Source organism: Nocardia sp. NPDC050412 (genome assembly GCF_044458825.1).
In the GTDB taxonomy this organism is placed as follows: domain Bacteria; phylum Actinomycetota; class Actinomycetes; order Mycobacteriales; family Mycobacteriaceae; genus Nocardia.
Genome location: NZ_JBITIJ010000006.1, coordinates 482,943 through 501,067, shown reverse-complemented (window position 1 = coordinate 501,067; position 18,125 = coordinate 482,943). Strand labels below are relative to the sequence as shown.

The 18,125-nt window shown below is 65.2% G+C and carries 19 protein-coding genes and 1 tRNA gene; 10 read left to right on the top strand and 10 right to left on the bottom strand.

Going from position 1 to position 18,125, the window contains the following annotated elements; all coding sequences use genetic code 11:
* Positions 1–214 precede the first annotated feature (214 nt).
* Positions 215–889: an MspA family porin gene (locus ACIBI6_RS20010; RefSeq protein ID WP_364340996.1), complete on the top strand. Its 675-nt coding sequence runs from the start codon at positions 215–217 to the stop codon at positions 887–889.
* 149 nt (positions 890–1,038) lie between these two features.
* On the top strand, positions 1,039–1,710 hold the full coding sequence (locus ACIBI6_RS20005; RefSeq protein ID WP_364340998.1) for an MspA family porin: 672 nt from the start codon (positions 1,039–1,041) through the stop codon (positions 1,708–1,710).
* A gap of 127 nt (positions 1,711–1,837) precedes the next feature.
* On the opposite strand, the gene mscL is transcribed toward ACIBI6_RS20005, so the two are convergent.
* From mscL to ACIBI6_RS19985, 4 genes are all read right to left on the bottom strand, one after another.
* Complete coding sequence (mscL, locus tag ACIBI6_RS20000) at positions 1,838–2,245, bottom strand: large conductance mechanosensitive channel protein MscL (RefSeq protein ID WP_364341000.1); 408 nt, start codon at positions 2,243–2,245, stop codon at positions 1,838–1,840.
* A gap of 109 nt (positions 2,246–2,354) precedes the next feature.
* Positions 2,355–3,053: an SAF domain-containing protein gene (locus ACIBI6_RS19995; protein WP_396957302.1), complete on the bottom strand. Its 699-nt coding sequence runs from the start codon at positions 3,051–3,053 to the stop codon at positions 2,355–2,357.
* A gap of 111 nt (positions 3,054–3,164) precedes the next feature.
* Positions 3,165–3,461, bottom strand: a complete 297-nt coding sequence (locus tag ACIBI6_RS19990) for an FmdB family zinc ribbon protein (protein ID WP_396957301.1) — start codon at positions 3,459–3,461, stop codon at positions 3,165–3,167.
* 69 nt (positions 3,462–3,530) lie between these two features.
* On the bottom strand, positions 3,531–4,118 hold the full coding sequence (locus ACIBI6_RS19985) for a 5-formyltetrahydrofolate cyclo-ligase (RefSeq protein ID WP_396957365.1): 588 nt from the start codon (positions 4,116–4,118) through the stop codon (positions 3,531–3,533).
* Between the two features lie 86 nt (positions 4,119–4,204).
* On the opposite strand from ACIBI6_RS19985, the gene ACIBI6_RS19980 reads away from it, so the two are divergent.
* The 5 genes from ACIBI6_RS19980 (at position 4,205) to ACIBI6_RS19960 (ending at position 8,830) form a co-directional block, all read left to right on the top strand.
* The gene (locus tag ACIBI6_RS19980) at positions 4,205–5,161 is read left to right on the top strand and encodes a UTP--glucose-1-phosphate uridylyltransferase (protein ID WP_364341006.1); all 957 of its coding nucleotides are present in this window, start codon (positions 4,205–4,207) and stop codon (positions 5,159–5,161) included.
* Positions 5,162–5,361: 200 nt separating this feature from the next.
* A complete protein-coding gene (gene glp, locus ACIBI6_RS19975) occupies positions 5,362–6,621 on the top strand; it encodes a gephyrin-like molybdotransferase Glp (RefSeq protein WP_364341008.1) in 1,260 nt (419 codons plus the stop codon).
* A 12-nt stretch (positions 6,622–6,633) separates the two neighbouring features.
* Positions 6,634–7,284 (top strand): GNAT family protein, encoded by a 651-nt coding sequence (locus tag ACIBI6_RS19970; RefSeq protein WP_364341010.1) that lies wholly within the window; start codon positions 6,634–6,636, stop codon positions 7,282–7,284.
* A gap of 326 nt (positions 7,285–7,610) precedes the next feature.
* Complete coding sequence (glpR, locus tag ACIBI6_RS19965; protein ID WP_364341011.1) at positions 7,611–8,672, top strand: gephyrin-like molybdotransferase receptor GlpR; 1,062 nt, start codon at positions 7,611–7,613, stop codon at positions 8,670–8,672.
* Positions 8,673–8,757: 85 nt separating this feature from the next.
* Positions 8,758–8,830 (top strand) — tRNA-Ala (locus ACIBI6_RS19960).
* Between the two features lie 358 nt (positions 8,831–9,188).
* Here ACIBI6_RS19960 and ACIBI6_RS19955 read toward each other — a convergent pair.
* From ACIBI6_RS19955 to ACIBI6_RS19945, 3 genes are all read right to left on the bottom strand, one after another.
* On the bottom strand, positions 9,189–10,208 hold the full coding sequence (locus ACIBI6_RS19955; protein ID WP_396957300.1) for a DUF6492 family protein: 1,020 nt from the start codon (positions 10,206–10,208) through the stop codon (positions 9,189–9,191).
* A gap of 512 nt (positions 10,209–10,720) precedes the next feature.
* Positions 10,721–11,017 carry a hypothetical protein gene (locus ACIBI6_RS19950; RefSeq protein ID WP_364341053.1) on the bottom strand — a complete coding sequence of 99 codons (297 nt, stop codon included), beginning with the start codon at positions 11,015–11,017 and terminating at the stop codon, positions 10,721–10,723.
* Between the two features lie 266 nt (positions 11,018–11,283).
* The gene (locus tag ACIBI6_RS19945) at positions 11,284–11,907 is read right to left on the bottom strand and encodes an antibiotic biosynthesis monooxygenase (RefSeq protein ID WP_364341055.1); all 624 of its coding nucleotides are present in this window, start codon (positions 11,905–11,907) and stop codon (positions 11,284–11,286) included.
* Between the two features lie 247 nt (positions 11,908–12,154).
* Between ACIBI6_RS19945 and ACIBI6_RS19940 the strand changes: the two genes are divergently transcribed.
* On the top strand, positions 12,155–12,469 hold the full coding sequence (locus ACIBI6_RS19940) for a hypothetical protein (protein ID WP_396957299.1): 315 nt from the start codon (positions 12,155–12,157) through the stop codon (positions 12,467–12,469).
* Positions 12,470–12,740: 271 nt separating this feature from the next.
* Here the strand turns inward: ACIBI6_RS19940 and ACIBI6_RS19935 are convergent, their stop codons facing one another.
* Positions 12,741–13,544 carry an SDR family oxidoreductase gene (locus ACIBI6_RS19935; RefSeq protein WP_364341059.1) on the bottom strand — a complete coding sequence of 268 codons (804 nt, stop codon included), beginning with the start codon at positions 13,542–13,544 and terminating at the stop codon, positions 12,741–12,743.
* Positions 13,545–13,640: 96 nt separating this feature from the next.
* The gene (locus tag ACIBI6_RS19930) at positions 13,641–14,528 is read right to left on the bottom strand and encodes an alpha/beta fold hydrolase (protein WP_396957298.1); all 888 of its coding nucleotides are present in this window, start codon (positions 14,526–14,528) and stop codon (positions 13,641–13,643) included.
* 334 nt (positions 14,529–14,862) lie between these two features.
* On the opposite strand from ACIBI6_RS19930, the gene ACIBI6_RS19925 reads away from it, so the two are divergent.
* Entirely contained in the window at positions 14,863–15,714 is an 852-nt protein-coding gene (locus tag ACIBI6_RS19925; RefSeq protein ID WP_396957297.1) for a GNAT family N-acetyltransferase, read from the top strand.
* Here ACIBI6_RS19925 and ACIBI6_RS19920 read toward each other — a convergent pair.
* Positions 15,711–16,961, bottom strand: a complete 1,251-nt coding sequence (locus ACIBI6_RS19920) for a KasA/KasB family beta-ketoacyl-ACP synthase (protein WP_396957296.1) — start codon at positions 16,959–16,961, stop codon at positions 15,711–15,713. The two genes, ACIBI6_RS19925 and ACIBI6_RS19920, sit on opposite strands and share 4 nt — an antisense overlap.
* Positions 16,962–17,413: 452 nt before the next feature.
* Between ACIBI6_RS19920 and ACIBI6_RS19915 the strand changes: the two genes are divergently transcribed.
* A complete protein-coding gene (locus tag ACIBI6_RS19915) occupies positions 17,414–18,121 on the top strand; it encodes a hypothetical protein (RefSeq protein WP_364341067.1) in 708 nt (235 codons plus the stop codon).
* Positions 18,122–18,125: the final 4 nt, after the last annotated feature.

Below are 18,125 nucleotides of genomic sequence, written 5' to 3'. Positions count from 1 at the left end.
TCGCAGATCGTAGCGGATCGAACGGTAACATGTGCGAAATCTCACAGGAATTCGGCGCAAACCACTAATATTGGGCGCACCCAAGATCGTCCACCGACGAGATTGTCGGCAAACCGCTTGATGGCCAATGTCTTTCCAGCGAGCGGTGTCGGCATGAAAGGGTTTTCGGCCTCGGTACCCCGAGGGCGACCGCTAGAATCCGATGAGGGGAAGTATGAGCAAGAACCGCACCAGCGGTCTGCGTCGAGGTGTCCGCATAGCGGGTGCCGTTGTCGCCGCCGCTGCTGGGATGGGCCTGCTTTCGACCGGCGCTGCCAACGCCGATGTTTTTGTGCCGTTGCCGGACGGCCAGAAGCTGGGCCCGGGCGTGACCGTCAGCCGGACGGCCGAACACGCCTTGATTTCACCATCTTTGGCCGCCAATGGCGCAGGCCGAGTCGTGTGGGTCTCGGGTAACGCCAATGCCGATGTGTCCGTCACTCCCGAGGGCAGCATCGGCCCGAATAACGGTGCTTCTGGAGCGCCGGGTACGAATAACTCCTCGACGCACGGTGCTTCGCAGCTGAGCACCGGTTATATCGTCGGCTGCCAGGTCAGCATCGCCGATAACGCGATCTCGGCCGGTGTTTCCGGCGGCATCAACCTCTCGGGCGGTTCGCTCGGTGGGTCGATCGGGCTCAATCTCGGCCCGGGCGATGTCAAGTTCGTTCAAATCGATTACAAGGACATTCTGAAGCCGGGACGCTACTCGGTCGAATATCAGGATGCGGAGATCGAGATCCAGGGCTGCGCGGGTTATGCCCAGGCGCGTGCCTACACCGTGGTCGAGATCATCGGCGACAACTACTCCAAGGTCACCCTGTACGGAGCGCCGTTCAGCATCGGCTGACCGCGGTGTCCGATTTGCGGCGTTCCTGGGCCCTACGTGGTTACGCATGTTGCCGCGTCCGGACCTGACGGCAACGCCGCGGGGATCTGTCGAATATCCACTCGCCGAATCGAATTCATCGAACTCAATCGCTAGGGGCAGTACCAATCATGATCGATCGTAAGTTTGTGGCGCGCGTCGCCGGGCTCGGCGGCGCCGCCGCGCTGGCGCTGGGCCTGTTGTCCACCGGTGCGGCCAATGCCGACACCTTTGTTCCGTTGCCGGGCGGCCAAATAGTCAAAACGCTGTCCGACGGAACGGTTCTCACCATCCGGCTGGTCGGCGAATCGGCCGATATCAATCCGTCCATGGGCGCAACACCGGTGCATCGCAATGCGTGGGTGTCGGGTAGCGCGCAGGTCGAGGTGACCGACGGCTGGAACGGCGCGATCTTCCCGGGTTATGTCGTTGCCTGCCAAGTGAATATCGACGGCGGCGGTGCCGAGGGCGGCGTCACCGGTGGTCTGGACTGGAGCGACAGCCAGAACGTCAAGCCGAAGGTGAGCGCCAGCAGCGGCGCCAACCTGAGTCTGGGTCCCGGCCAGGCGCAGTCGTTCTATGTGCTCGATCTCGAGCAGGCCGACGACTTCGGCAACGAGGCGCACAAGAAGCGCAATAAGTTCAAGGGCGGCAGCGGCTCGGTCACCTGGGCCGATGAGACTATCGGTCTCAGCGGCTGTGGTGGCTACGCGCAGGCGCGGGCCTTCGTCAGTGTCGAGGTGGAGACCGACAACGTCATCACCTGGACCACTCTGTGGGGCCAGCCGTTCAGCCTCGGCTGATCGAATATGTGAACGGGCCCGTCGCGTATCTTGCGACGGGCCCGTTTGCCTTGTGGCGCAGGGAATTACCGTATGTGATTGTAGTGCAGTCGAATTCGGTGTTTATCTGTTGGGCAGGGGAATTCGATCAAAATTCGTGACGTCCGCCCCCGCTGCGCTGGCTGTCGGAGAGCAGGTCGCGGATTTGGATCAGCACCTCGGAATCGCTGAGTTTGGTGTCCGGGGTGGTGCCGAACCGCTTCTTCGCGTGCAGTGCGGGCAGCACCAGCACGAAGTACAGCACCGCCGCGATGACCACGAAATTGATGGCCGCGGTGATGATCGGACCCACCTGCACGAAGGTGGCCGGTTTGTCAGCAACTAACTGGAAACCGAGGCCGAGGTCATCGCGTTCGCCGAAGACGGCCAGAATCGGATTGATGATGCCATTGGTGAACGCGGTGACGATCGCGACGAACGCGGTACCGATCACCACGGCTACCGCCAGGTCGACGACGTTTCCGCGGAGTAGGAATTCCTTGAAACCCTTCAACATTGCCGATATCTCCTCTTCGGGTGGGAGCTGACTCGTTGTGCTCGGCGGTTCGGGCTGCCGTATCGACCGATGCTAGTTGACCTTGATGGCAAATGTTCGGCAACATTGCTCAATGAAAAACCACGGTCAGGGCGGTGCGCAGCGATGCGGCGGCCACCGCGGTGGCGTGTTCGGCGTCCATCGCTACCAACACCACGCGCTCGGGCGCGCCGCGCCGATCACCGGGATCCGATACCAGCACGACCGCGGCATTGATCGCGAGTAGCCGGGCGGGCCGAGTGCCGGGACCGCTCTGTTCCTCGGCCCCGATGACATCCACCCGGTCGCCCGTCCGCAGGATTTCCGCGACTGCCGTATCCGCCAGTCGAATGGGCACGATGCGGGCATCACCCGCCCCGGCGGCGACCGCCGCCAGTCGCGGTCCGACAATGCGCAGATCGGTGAATATCTCGCCGGTGCGCATTCCGCCGGTCAGCGTCGCGCCGACCAGAACGGCGACATCGTCGACCGCGCCCGCGGGCAGTGTGCCGGATTCGAGAGGTGTCGAGCGCAGATCGGTCGCCTCGAGCAGATGACCCGGCGGCAGATCGCGTCCGGCGACCAAGACCTCGGTGCGTGCGCTGCCGGGATCGCCGCGCAGGAACAGGACGATCGCGAGTGCGGTGAGGGCGGCTGCGAGCAGGCGTCGAGCGAGTAGCGCGTCCGCCCATGACGGTCTGTTCCAGATAGTCGAGCGAAGCGAGTCGCCGCGGCCGAGATCGACGAACGATCGGGTCGTGCCCGACGGAATGATGCCCAGGGGAGCCATGCCGGGGAGCCTATTGTCACCAGCACCGCGACTCGCCCGAGAAAAGTCTGTCCTGTGGATATCGACAGCCCTGGGGATAGCTCCCGCAGGGCTGCTTCTATCAGGCGGAACTCAGCTGGCGACGGCCGTGCTGGTGGTGCTGGAGCTGCTCGACGAGCCGGAATCCGAACTCGACGTGGAGCTGCTTGCACCGCTGTCCGACTTCGCGGGCTCGCTGGCGGTCGAGGAGCCGCCGCGGCTGTCGGTGCGGTAGAAACCGCTGCCCTTGAACACGATGCCGACCGAGTTGAAGAGCTTGCGCAGCTTGCCAGAGCACTCCGAGCAGACGCTCAGCGCCTCATCGGTGAAGGACTGAACGATGTCGAAGCGGTTGTCACACTGGGTGCACGCATATGAATAAGTTGGCACTGGATCCTCCGCAGGGTTCGTCAATCTGGCACTCTACAGCCGACAGTGCCAACACCGCTAATCGGCATTTCATTCCGCAGCCCCAGCGCTACCCAATCGATGCAGTCCGCCATGCGGGGTGAGTGCCCAGCCCATGCGCAGATCGTGTGGTTCCTCGGGGAGCCGGTCGAGCAGTTCGTCGTCGCGTACCACCGCGATAAACCGCGCCGTCGGCCGAGCCGCGGCCAGTGTTCGGTCGTAGTACCCAGCGCCGCGGCCGAGCCGAACGCCGCGACGATCCACCGCCAGCGCCGGGACCAGGACCAGCTCCGCCAGGGCGATCGCATCGGTTAGCACCTCACCCGCGGGCTCCAGCAGTCCGAATCTGGCGCGCCGCAGATCATCGGTGCCGATGAACTCGGCCCATTGCAAGGGGCCCGGCGGCCCAGTGACCGGCAGCAATACCCGGGCGCCAGCCGTGCGCAGTGCCGTCAGCATCGCCGTCGATCCCGGTTCGTCGTGCATCGGCACGTACGCGCACACCCATGCGGGGACGTCGAGTCCAGCGACACTGTGGGCCAGCTCACGCGCCTCGGTTTCCTGGTCTGCCCTGGTCATCGCGGCCCGTCGAGCAGTAATTTCCGCCCGCCAGGCATGTTTGTCGCGCTCGCCGGGCATCTCCACAGTGATCACCTTAAGCTCACCGGGACCCGAGTCGGCGTGACGGCTGCTTCGGGCCGGTGACGGATGGATAGGGTAGGCGTATGACAGCAAAGGCCGGACAATCCGCGAATGGCGCAGTCGTGTCGTGTTTCCGCACGGCCGTCGTGCCCGCGGCCGGACTTGGGACGCGGTTCCTGCCCGCGACCAAGACCGTGCCCAAGGAGTTGCTGCCGGTGGTGGACACTCCTGGCATCGAACTGGTTGCGACGGAAGCCGCCGATTCCGGTGCGCAGCGGCTGGTCATCGTGACCTCGCCGGGTAAAGACGGCGTGGTCGCACACTTCGTAGAGGACTTGGTGCTGGAGAGCACACTCGCCGAGCGCGGCAAGTTCCAGTTGTTGGAGAAGGTGCGCAAGGCGCCCGCGCTGCTGGATGTCACCTCGGTGGTCCAGGACGAGCCGCTGGGCCTCGGTCACGCCGTCGCTCAGGCCGAGGGCGTCCTCGATGACGACGAGGACGCCATCGCCGTACTGCTGCCCGATGACCTGGTGCTGCCGTGTGGCGTGCTCGATGTGATGAGCCGGGTCCGGCGCAAGCGCGGCGGAACTGTGTTGTGCGCCATCGACGTTCCCAAGGATCAGGTCAGCGCCTACGGTGTCTTCGATGTCGCGCCGGTGCCCGATGCGGTGAACCCGAATGTGCTGCGGGTCAACGGAATGGTGGAAAAGCCCGCGCTTGCGGACGCACCGTCGACCTACGCGGCCGCGGGGCGATATCTGTTGGACCGCGCCATCTTCGATGCGCTGCGCCGGATCGAACCCGGCACGGGCGGGGAGCTACAACTCACCGACGCGATCGCACTGCTCATCGCGGAGGGCCATCCGGTCCATGTGGTGGTCCACCGTGGGTCGCGCCACGATTTGGGCAACCCGGGCGGTTATCTTCGTGCTGCGGTCGATTTCGCTTTGGAACGAGAGGAATACGGCCCCGCCCTGCGGGAGTGGCTGCAGCATCGGCTCAGTGCGGACTGGGACCCGCAGCTGACGACCTACGACTGATAGGCGCGGGCGTCGGGTTTCGCCGATAGTGGACCGTCGGGTACGAATGATGGTTCATCTGCGGTGTGAGCGACGGGCTCGTAGGCGGCAGCTCGCGTAACCACGCAGAGCCCCGGGAACACCGCGGATCGGGCAGAGCCGCGCGGGTTCGGTTGCGCGGTCGCGGAATCGGGTCGGCGACAGAGATCAGGAAGGGCTGGATGCGCTCGGTTGAGGATCAGCAGATCAAGGTGACGGCCGCGGCGGTCGCGCCCCGGCCGGTCCGGGTCGCGATCTCCGAGGCGCAAGGCCTGCTGTGTGCCGAGGACGTCGTCACCGAGCGGCCGCTGCCCGGCTTCGATCAGGCCGCCATCGACGGTTACGCGGTGCGCAGCGTCGATGTGTCCGCCGCGGGCACCGATATCCGTGACGAGGACGGCGAATTGGTCGATCTGACGCTGCCTGTCGTCGGCGAGGTGGTCGCCGGTTCCAAGCAGCCGATCCGATTGCAGCCGCGCCAGACCGTGCGGGTCGATACCGGTGCGCCGCTGCCGACACTGGCCGATGCCGTGCTGCCCTTGGATTTCACCGATGGCGGCCGCGCCAGGATCAAGGTGTACGAGCCGGTGCGATCCGGTGACTATGTCCGGCGTATCGGTGACGATGTGCAGCCCGGCGATGTCGCGGTGCGTGCGGGCACCATCATCGGTGCGCCGCAAGTCGGTCTGCTCGCCGCGGTCGGTCAGGACAAAGTGCTCGTGCATCCACGCCCGCGGCTGTCGGTGATTTCGGTGGGCGGCGAGTTGATCGATATCGATCGCACGCCTGGACCGGGACAGGTCTACGACGTGAATTCCTATGCGCTGGCAGCCGCCGCGCGCGATGCGGGCGCGGATGTGAACCGGGTCGGCATCGTGAGTTCGGATGCGCGGCGGCTGCGCGATGTGGTGGAGGGGCAGTTGGTTCGCTCCGAGGTCGTGGTGATCGCGGGGGCCATCGGGGGGTGGGCTTCGGAGCAGGTGCGCGAGGCACTCGAGGGGCTCGGTGAACTCGAAATCACTAGGGTCGCTATGCATCCCGGCTCCGTACAGGGTTTCGGGCGACTCGGGCGCGATGAGGTGCCGACCTTCCTGCTGCCGTCGAATCCCGTTGGCGCGCTGGTGGTTTTCGAAGTCATGGTGCGACCGTTGATCCGAATCGCGTTGGGGCGCAGACATCCCATGCGCCGGATCATTCGCGCCAGAACGATCACCCCGATCACCTCCATGGCCGGACGCAAGGGCTACCTTCGCGCGCAACTCATGCGTGATGAGGCTACCGGCGACTACCTGGTGCAGCCGTTGGGTGGCGGCACGGGCGGTTCGTCGCATCTGCTCGCCACGCTGGCCGAGGCGAACAGTCTGATCGTGATCGACCCGGACGACACCGAGATCAGAACCGGTGACGAGGTCCGGGTCGCATTTCTCGCACAGCGTGGCTGAGGCGTGGAGACGATGAATGTGTTCCGGGCCACGCAGCATCCCGGTTGGCCCGCGCATCTGGGGCCGGTGCGCGTCGCGGCCGGGGAGGTGACGTTGCGTCCGGTGCGGTTGCGCGATGCGGCGGCATGGAGCCGGATCCGGTTGCGCGACAGGGCGCATCTGGAGCCGTGGGAGCCGACCGGGCGCGGTGCCTGGGAGGCGCGCAACCACGTGTCGAACTGGCCGTCGCTGTGGTCGAGTCTGAAGTCCGAGGCCAGGCGCGGTGCGATGATTCCGCTCGTGATCGAGGTCGACGGCGCGTTCAGCGGGCAGTTGACCGTCGGCAATATCGTGCGCGGTGCACTGCGGTCGGCGTGGATCGGCTATTGGGTGGCCAAGGATTCGGGCGGGAAGGGTGTGGCGACAGCCGCGTTGGCGCTCGGGCTGGACCACTGCTTCGGGCCGGTCGGATTACATCGGGTCGAGGCGACCGTGCGGCCGGAAAACCTGGCCAGTCAAGCGGTTCTGCGCAATGTGGGGTTCCGCGAGGAGGGGCTGCTGAAGCGGTACCTGGATGTGGACGGGGCCTGGCGTGATCACCTGCTGGTCGGCATCACCGTCGAGGAGGTGGCGGGGACCGTCATCGATCGACTTGTGCGCGATGGGCGGGCCGCGCTGCCCTGAAATACTTGTACGCCCGTGCCGTTTTCGACGCGCCCGGCCGTTTTCGACGCGCGGCGCAAATGGTGGAACTGTGACAGGTGTGGCGTATGTGCACGGCGCGCCTGACCGAACTTGGTGCGACACGGAATTAACCTACGGACGTCGGAGGTGCGCCCCGCGCCCCCGGCATCCAGCCTGTGAGGCGGTGCCGAATACACCTCACGGCGGCCGGACGTCCGTCCGTCCGAGGCGTTTTGCGGCGAGCGAACGCACCGCGACGGGGCGCGGTGCGACCCGGTCGAAAGGCCGAGCGGACGATGCGTCGGGGACGGAGGTGCGGAGGCGAGATGCCGAATTCGATCCTGTGGATCGGCCTGGTAGTGCTCTGGGTCTTCGTGCTGTTCCCGATCCTCGCCGACCGGCACCCCAGGATCAGGCAGACGACCGACGCGGCGTTGGCGACCCGCGTATTGCACCGCGGAGGTTCCAAGCGGCGCACCAAGAGTGGCCCGGCCGCCGGCCACGACAGTGATCCGGATTACCGGCCGACCCGAGTGCAGAGAAAGCTTTCCCACAGCGATGATGCGGAGGACCGGATGACCCCACCGGCCGACGAGCAGGTCACCGAGGACGACGATCCCGCGGACAACCCGCCTGAAGCCGAGTCGGCGATATCTGATGCCGAAATCGACGAATTCGACGGTGCGGAGGGTGAATTCGACGACGATGCCGAAGAACTCGACGCCGCCGATTCCGACAATGCCGAAATCGCAACGGCCCGAACGGCTGCGAAGCAACCGGCGACCGCCGATGATGACCGGGTGGCTTTAGAGCACACCGAATCGACCGGTGCCCGAATCCCTCCGGCCCGGACAGCGGCGCCCGCTCGATTCGACGAATCCGACTCCGACGACTCGGATTTCGTGCCGACCCGGCGCGGCCGCGGCGGCTTCGACCCGGAAGCCGACGCCATCGCGCGCGCGGCACGCTACACCTTCCGCCAGCGCGCGGTCCTCGGCCTCGTCCTGGCCGTCCTCACCTGCGGCGGACTCTCGGTGGCGCTGAGCCCCATGTTCTGGTGGGGCTGCGGCGGCTCCGCACTCGTCCTGGTGACCTACCTGGCGTACCTACGCAAGCAGGTCCGCATGGAGGAGGAAATCCGCCGCCGCCGCCTCGCCCGCCTGGCCCGCAGCCGCGGCGAGCACATCGAGGCGGAACGCGAGGCAGAGCAGCGCGCCCAACAGCGCGTCATGGACCGCGACACCGCCCGCGCCCTGCGCCGCCGTTCCGTCCTCATCGAGGTGGACGACGAAGAACCCATGTTCGAACACCTGGAAACCTTCGACCCCGCCACTGCCCGCGCCCTACGCCGCAGCGCCGCCGACATGCGCCGCGCAGCAGGCGCCTGACCCATCCGCACAGGTCAACCACACGATTCGGAGTCTGCCCACCCCGCCTGATACAGTGTCACAGCGCGGTTCCCCGGAGCCGCACGGGGCTATAGCGCAGTTGGTAGCGCGTCTCGTTCGCATCGAGAAGGTCAGGGGTTCGATTCCCCTTAGCTCCACATACCGGAGGCTCATGCTCATGGAGAGCATGAGCCTTTTGCGTTCCGCGTGTGGGGGCGAAGCCCCCACACCTCACCCGGCGGGCTTCGCCCCGGACCCCGAGCCTGTGGTTGCGTTCGGTGATCGTGGTTCGAGTAAGTTCCGCCAGGTCCACCAAAGGCTGGGCTTTGCTTTTCGGTCCCACTTCATGTCGGCCGATCTTCCAACCAACCAATGACTCATGTCGAGGGTTCACCTGGACGTGGCCATGTCGATCGGGCGCGGTCACTACCGAGACACGCACTGTGTGAATTCGGCCGGGCCCGAAATCCGGGCGTCCTCACCAGGCGAGGCGGCCGTCACTGGGCGAACGACACTTCACCCACGACCTGGGGTTCGACGCAGGCGCTCGGCGTGACCCAGGGGTGGGGTTGCGGGGGTGATGTGGAGGGCGCCTTGGTTGAGGTCGAGCATCAGCGCCCCGGGTGTTGTCTGCAGCTGGCTGCGTAACTGGTCGGGTATGTAGTCCATTGTGGCGATTCGGTTGCGGTAGCTGAGAAAACTGTGGCATCCGATCGCCTTGACTCCCGCCCGGCGGAGGCTGGTGACAGCGTCGGTCAATGTCCACAAAGCGTTTTCGGCGGGCTGGATGATGTCGATGGCGTCGAGGTGCCGTGACCGGATCTGTTCCGGGAAGAACTTCGCCGCGAAGTGGCGGTAGAGCACATACTCCGAAGCACCGGTCCATTTGGCGTGTTCAATCGTCGTCAGGAATGCCTCCCAGAACGGTCGCCGGTGCTGGTCTTCGACTCGCCGCATCAGGTCCGCGAGGATTTGTCTGTCGAACACCATGTGATGCTGCATCCCGCTGTACGGGTCGACCGGCCGCCATTCGGCGAGCAGCCGGGTCGCCGCGGTGATCGCGGAGTGGCGGTCGGGGATCGCGTGCTGGCGGGTGTCGAGGTGCCATTGCAGCGGATAGCCGAGTGCCAGATAGGATCTGCCGTCGTTTTCGACGAACACGACATCCTCGACGAGCGCGTAGTCCGCGTCGAGCACCAGCAGGTGCTGGACCGTACTCGCCAGGATGCGGAAGCAACTCAGTTTGATCAGCTGCTGAAAATACCAGGACGAATTCTGGTGATCACCGCCGGCTGTGCGCAGGGTCGCCTCGATGGCGGCCGGTGTCGGTGAGACCGCTTCCTCATCGATCCACTGCACCATATGGTCGGTCCGTACCTGTGCATGCAGGCGCGCGGATCCGACGATATTCACCGATCGGATCGGATTGCGGCAGTGTGCCCTCAGCCCGGTGATACAGGCGTCGAGGCTGGGCAGATCCTTGGCTGCTACCGGGATCATGACCTCGATTGCCGGTAGCCGCGCAGTTCCGGTCACGTTCACGCTCCCCGTAGGCTGATCGTCGCCGGCAACGATAGCCAGGCCTCATGGCTCGAAAAGCGTTGGGCCCCCTGAGTATTTCATCACCGACACCGTCGCGACCACGCTGCGCGAAGCGCTCTGGTTCGACCCACCCCTGAAAACGCCCTGTGCCCTCAACGATCGGCCCTCTCGATCGACCGGAAATCTGCAATACGGCGCAGTGCGGAAACGCAGGAAGTCTTGCCGGGCTGGTGCCCCGTCCAGATAGGTTGCCGCGCTATCAGATCCGGCTCGCTTGCCGAGCGCAGTCGAAACGCTGCACTACAGACCCCGCGGCATCGCCGTATGACCGTGCCCGACGGATCTCGATACCTGACAAGCTATCTGGACGCGGCACAAGCAAACAGGGCGCAGCCGTTACTGGCGTGCGATCGGCACGATCGAAAGCGCGGGTCGCGGCAGTAGAGTGTGTTGTCGGACGCGGTCGCAAGGATGGCCTGTTCATCCGGACTGCGGCCGGCATCACGCTACCGCGACCGCTCATACAATCGATCGAATTGGTTTCCCAGCACCGTGTAAGTCTCCAACCACCCACTGCTGGCCGCGATCTCACACAGCGGGCCGGTCGCGATGAACAGAAATCTCAGATCGGGCAACCGGCTCATATCACCTCGCCGAATCAGTTCGGAATGGTCGGTGAGATCGTCCACGAGCTCCGCCGCATCCGTGTACCGAGATTGCCAGCTCATATCCTGTGGCCCGGCCTGCACGATCGCCATCACCTGATCGAGGATGTCGAGTATCTCCGCCGCCTCCGACTTCATCCCGCCAGCTTGGCATGCCCGAAGCTGGTCGACGAGCGCGGCCGCTGGCGCGGCGAGCTGCGCTGGGGTCTCGCGGCGATCCCATGCCTGTAGTACGCGCCCGCCGAATGACCGATGAGCAGGTGCGCAGTGGTCGACGCCGGATGCTTGCCGAGTTCTTCGGCATTTCAGCACCGGACAGAATGCGCGCATGAAACGGTGGTGGATCAGGCGCGACGCCGACGGCTCCCGACCGGTCAACCGGTCGGGAGCCACAGCCGTGCGATTTACACCAATTCGGGTACGCGGAGGTGGGCGATGGCCAGCTCACACTCGCACATGTCCATGACCTGCATACCGGCTTGGCGGGTGATTCGCTCGCGCAGGGCGGTTGCGTCCTCGCGATTGCGTTCCATGGCGTCGGCGCTGTCGAAGGTGACGCAGGAGACGCCACGGCCGGACGCGCGCTCGACCAAGAGACTCGCGCTGGAGAACCCGTCGAGGGATTCCATGCCGTGTAGAGCTTGGGATTTGTATGTCTCGATCGCCGCGTCCTGACGATCCGGGTTCGTCTTGACCCAGACAACGCGGGCGCAGGCGCCCTGCTTTGCGCGGTGGTCACGATGTAGGGCGGCGATTTCCCACTGCTCGATCTGGGTGCCGCCGCCGCCGAATGCCGCGGCCGCACGATCTCGAATGGGGCGGACCCGGTCGGCGCTGGCGGTCATCGCATCTTCGGTTTCCCATGAGGTAGTTACGATGCACCGGCCGGACTGGCGATCGACCAGCAACGATAGTCCGACACAGCCGGGTATGTCTTCCACAGCCGGCATTACCTCGTCGCGTACATGCGCAATCCCGGCATCGATAGCGGAGGGTTGCGCCTGAATAGTCGTAGAACGTGCGTACACGAGCGACTCCCTCGGGTGTTCAGGGCAGCGCCCCGCTGGCGCCACCGACATGTTCACACTGCCCCGCCGCGGCGCTCATGGCAATAGCTTCAGCACACTCTCTGCAACACCTGTTCATGACCGGAGGCCGCCGCTGCCGCTGCCGGAGTTTGCGGTAGCTGGATCTGGGGTACTTCCGGCGCTGAACGAACTCCAGGCAACCGGCGGCCGTGGCAGTCAGGGAACCTGTCCGGCAAAAGGGATTATTATGTGGGACAAGCGGTTCGACCACACCACGCATCGGCAATCCGAGGGCGGCGAATTGGACAGCAGCACAGTCGCTTTCGCTGAGATCGCGGATAATCTGGTGCGAAATCTGCTCGATACCGGGCTGCAGCTCAACAAGATCGGTATCGAATTCGACAGGGAATCAGCCGCATCCGCGCAGGCGGATCGGACGCGCGATGCGATAAGCGACATCATCGACGATCTCGACCGCATCATTCGCGATGCCGGTCTGGCCGTGATCGCGGTGACTTCGGCGCTACCGAGGGCAGAGCCGGGCGCATCGCGGCACAAATGATCAAGGCCGGGCCGATATTCGGCGGCGTATAGCCAGCCACGCACGGGGTGTTGGCTGAAGACGACGCATTTGCCTCGCCGCTGTTGCTGTGATCGCGGGCCTGCCGCCCATGTCGGCATTGGCGGAGATCAATCGACTGTTGTTCGAGCCGAACGGGACGTATCTGCCATGGGGCCTATCAGCCGCCGCCGTCGCCGGAGCCGCATACACCGCCGATGCTCACCTGTCCGAGCGGCGGGGCCGAATGCATCCAATGATGTCATTGCCGAAATCACCGGGACAACCCATAGGCCCTGGCGATGACCTTCTCGATGACCGTGCGCGGCAATAGGCGGCGCAACGCGAACATCGCAGGTGCGTTGCTGCCGACCGCGTACAACGGCCGCGGACGGCTGGCCTCGACGGCGGAGACGATGGTGGCGGCAACCCGTTGTGGCGTAATGCCTTTGGCTTGCTGTCGATCGAGTGCGGTCATGAAATGGGTGAAATCCGCTGTGTGCGGGGAGTTCTCGTCGATGTACTTGGTGCGTCGCTCACGCAGCCCGGTATCGATCTGGCCGGGTTCGACGGTGGTGATCCACACGCCGAACGGTGACTCCTCGAATCGAGCCGCCGTGGCGAATCCCCGCACCGCTGCCTTGGTTGCGACATAAGAGGACCGGTATGGCATCGGAAAGCTGGCGAGCATGGAGCCGACCATGACAACCCGGCCGTAACCTCGGCTCCGCATTTCGGGGAGCACTGCCTGGGTGAGCGTGACCGGCCCGAGCACATTGAGCTGGAACAGCCGCTCGACCGCCGCGGTCGGTAATTCGGCGAGCGGACCGGCCTGGCTCTCGCCCGCATTGTTGATCAGCACGTCGACACCGTCGAGGCCGTCGACGAATTCGGCGATCGACTCGGCATCGGTCAGATCGAGCGCGCGATAGTCGACATCTGCCACTCGGTCGGCGGCCGCGATCGACTCCGGATTCCGGCTCGTCCCGATCACTTGGAAGCCGCGCGCGACCAGAGCCGCAGCGGTTGCCTTTCCGATGCCGGAGGACGCACCGGTCACGACTGCCAATCGGGTCATAGGTTCTCCTCAGTCTTTCGCGCCCAGCTTTGAGTACCTCAGCATTGAATACCTCGGCGGCCAACGGTATGGGTGCGAAAGCCGGAGTGACAAGGGCTACTTCGTGTCTGCCGCAAGTTCGATCAAGCGGGCGCGGACGAGTCCGGGGCGTTCGTCGGCGACGAAATGTCCACAGCCGGTGACCGGTTCGAAGGTGTAGTCGTCGGCGCGGGCCGTTTCGGCGGCCGCCAGGGAGCGGTGGACGGCGGGGTCGTCTACGCCGAACAGGGCGCGGATCGGGATGGTGGCGCGGCGGCGTTCGGGATGACGTGCGGCATTCGGAATTTCGCGCAGCCAGAAGGTGCGGTAGGTGTCGGTGGCGGCGCGGGCACAGACCGGATCGCGGAAGCGGTCGGCGAAGATGCGGATCACCTCGGGGCTGACCGTGCTGCGGTCGGTGATCGCCCCTCTGATCAGCCATTCGAGGAAGCGGGTGCGTTGCTGCAGGGGTACGCCCACGGTGGCGACCAGCGGCTGGTAAGTGAGCAGGCGCCAGATCTGTCGCATGACTGTCGTCGGCGGTACCCACGGATGGGCCATATTCAGCACCAGGTAGCCGCCGAAGCGGTCGGGTTCACGCAGCACCATGCGGTAGCCGATGTAACCGCCCCAGTCATGGCCGACGAGCAGCACCCGTCGCAGGCCCATCGCATCGAGGAGGGCTAACACATCGGAGGCCACTTCCTCCTTCGACCACCGATGCGGCGGTGCACCCGACCAGCCGTATCCGGGCAGGTCGGGGGCGATGATCCGCAGTCCTTCGGGCGGGTCGGCAAGCAGATCCCGGTAGGCGTAGTGGTGCTGTGGCCAGCCGTGCAGCAGCACGACCGGGCGACCGTCCTCCGGTCCGGATTCAGTGACGTGGAACCGGACATCGCGGGCTGTCACGAACGTCCGGCGCACCCCGGGGATGACTGGCGGTTCGGTACCGTCGGTAACAGGCATAACGCCCACGATAGTTCGCCGAGCGTCTGCGGAACCACCTTCTGCAGTCGGATTCGCACCACCGCCCGTGGTCGGATAGCGCTTCGTCGGACCACCATGAGGCGGGTCTGCTAGTCGTGCGGCCGCAGTGGCCATTTCGGCGATCTGAGGGTCGGTTCATCGGCGCGACCGTAGAGAAGGTCGCGCGTCACGCCGCTCGGTCCTCGCTCAGGACGGCAACCAGCACGAGTGAATCGAAAGCCGCTGGTGAGCAGTGGCCACCTTTGAACGCGCCGAACCCGCTCGGCGCTAAAACCAGGTGAATCCGGCGCTACCGACAAGGTAGTAATTCCTCATGCCAACTGAAACCGCCCCCGGTTTATTCGCCGGACAGGACCTCGCCGCGCGGGTCGAGCACGCCGAACGCACACTGATCGAGGAGGGTGCTCGCGCGGCCGCCCGCCGGGACCCGCAGCAGCGAGTGCTGGTGCGGCCCATCGGCGGCGGCCTCGCGGTGTGGGCGGGCCCGGGTTCACCGCTGGACAAGGTGGTCGGCGTCGGAATGAACGGCGCTGCCTTCGATGACGCCGAGTTGGACGCGGTCGAACAAGCCTTCGCCGAGCGGGAAGCGCCGGTCCAGGTCGAGGTCTCCACGCTGGCCGATCCGACCGTTGTCGAACGCCTGACGCGGCGCGGCTATGTGCTGTTCGGCTTCGAGAATGTGCTGGGCTTGCGGCTCGAGCCGGGGCGGCAGGCGCGACCGGCCGAGGGCGTCGAGATCCGCGATGTCGGGCACGACGAATTCGACACCTGGGTGAATGTCGTCGTCGACGGCTTCGCCACCCCGGACACTCAGGGCGTCGCCTCCCATGAGGAATTCCCGCGCGAGGCCATCGAACGCGCCGAGCGGGACCTCACCGCGACGAATGGTTTCGTCGGCTCGCTCGCCATGATCGACGGTAAGCCCGTCGGTGGCGCGAGCTTGCGCCTCAGCGATGGCGTTGCCCAATTATGCGGTGCGGCAACCCTTCCCGAATACCGCCGCCGCGGCGTGCAGGGCGCACTGCTATCGATGCGCCTCGCCGCCGCGGCGGCCGCGGGCTGTGACCTCGCGGTGGTTACGACCCTGCCGGGTTCGAAGTCACAGCAGAACGTCCAGAAGCTCGGCTTCCAACTGCTCTACCCGCGCGCCATTCTCGTCCGCTAGTACCGGCCGAAGGCGAGCGCGACATTGTGCCCGCCGAAACCGAACGAGTTGTTGATCGCGTACTCGATTTCCTGGTTGCGCGCCTCGCCGTGCACCACATCCAGATCGATCTCCGGATCCTGGTTGTCCAGGTTCAGCGTCGGCGGCACGACGCCGTCGCGGATGCTGAGTACGGTCAGAATCGATTCCAACGCGCCCACCGCGCCGATCGAATGGCCGAGTGCGGATTTCGGCGCGTAAACCGAGGCGTGGTTACCGACGGCTTTGTTGATCGCATTGGCCTCGGCGGTGTCGCCGATCGGGGTCGCGGTCGCGTGCGCGTTGATGTGGGTGATGTCCTTCGGGGTCAGACCTGCGATCTGCATGGCCCGGGTCATCGCGCGTGCCGCGCCATCACCATCGGGCGCCGGAGCAACCAAATGGTAACCGTCGGAAGTGATTCCGGCTCCGAGCACGCGCGCGTGGATAGTCGCGCCGCGGGCCTTGGCGTGCTCCTCGGTCTCGAGGACCATCAGCGCACCGGCCTCGCCGAAGACGAAACCGTCGCGGTCGGAGTCGAACGGACGCGAGGCGCCCTTCGGGTCGTCGTTGCGGGTGCTCATCGCGCGCATCATGGTGAAGGCCGCGATCGGGAGGACATCGATATATCCCTCGACGCCGCCGGTGACGACCATATCGGCGTCGCCCATCGCAATCATCCGCCATGCGTTGACAATTGCCTCGGACCCGGACGAGCACGCAGAGACCGGCGTGATCACGCCGGCCTTCGCCTTCAATTCGAGACCGACGACCGCCGACGGACCATTGGGCATGATCATCTGCACGGCCAGCGGCGAAATCTTGCGATAGCCACCATTTTTCAGCTTAGTGTTCGCATCGGTGATCGCATCGGCGCCACCGAGTCCGGTGCCGATCGCCACACCGAGCCGTTCGGGATCCACCTCCGGACTGCCCGCATTGCGCCACACCTCGCGTCCGAGGACCGTCGCGAGCTGTTCGACATAGGACATCCGACGCTGTTCGACCCGCGTCAGCAGGGTCTCGGGGCGAACCTTCAACTGACCGCCGATGCGGACGGGGAGGTCGTACTCCTCGACGAAGGGATCCTCCAACACGTCGATTCCGCTCTCGCCGTTGAGCAGTCCCTTCCACGTCGCGTCGACATCACCCGCGATCGACGTGGTCGCCGCGAGACTTGTCACGACGATATTCGGGAATCGCCCGTCGGCGGCAAAGAGGTTTCGCACGAGAGTCACTCCTGGTTTCTCTTCCGATAACGCAGTTTTCGGTGTCCTGGCGAGTGCCTTATCCGAATTGGACAGGCGTTCGACGGACTACGGCGGCCGGACATCGTTGTCGTACGGCATCGTCGCAGGCGTTCTACTATGCCCCCGAATGCGTCGAAATGCATTGCTGAGCTGGTATTTCCGCTGGACATCGTTTCCGGAAGAGCATACCGGCGCGGATTGATCACGGTATGCCCGTCATTACGAACCTTAGGCCCGGCGGTTGTGGGAAACCTCTAAAGTCGCAGGAAGCGCGCGCATCCGCAGGCGGTTGCAGCGTAGTGTGCTGGTCCACTGACCGGTTCTGTCCGGCCCATTCGGTCGCCTTACCGGCGCATCTATGCAATCTTGTTATTGCACAACGGCATTGAAAGGGTCGCCCCAGCGGCACGGTGAAGGGGTGTGGCGAGATCATGGTGTCGTCGAACACGGCCGAGTCCGGCGGCAATACCGCCGCGCAGAGTTCACCCACCCCGCCTGCTGCCATCCCCCGGCACGTCGGCACGCGCGGTAGTCGCGCGACCGATCCGCTGTGGCCGGGCATGCTCCCGCCCGGACCGGCACCGCATGTCCTCCCACCGGCGCGCCCACATCGCCGGAAGCGGCGTCCGGCGCGTCGACCCTGGCTGGTCGGCAGTGCCGCAATCTTCGGCACGTTGGCGGCGGTGGCGTTGGTGCTCGTGTACACGGCCGAGGCGAGCAATACCCGGCAGTCGACGGCCACGATCACCGATCCGGTGCTCGGTGGCGGACCGAACTGCGAGCCGACGCGCACCGAACAGTTGGTGCGCGGCAACGGAACCGGCTCGACCGATTCCGGACCGGATGTGATCCTGGCCTTCCAATACGCCTATTACATGACTCGCTCGGCCTCGGATGCCCGCGCACTGACCACACCGGATGCGGCGGTGTCCTCGGTCGCATTGATCGATGCGGGCATCAAATCGATTCCGCCCGGCACCCAGCACTGCGTAATGATCACCCCGATGCTCGACGGCCGCTTCGACGTCGTCATCACCGAATTCCGACTAGATGCGACAGTGCGCACCTATCGACAGTTCGTCAGCGTCACGTCCCACGAAGGCATCACCGTCATTACCAAGATCACCGCGCCGTCCTGACTCG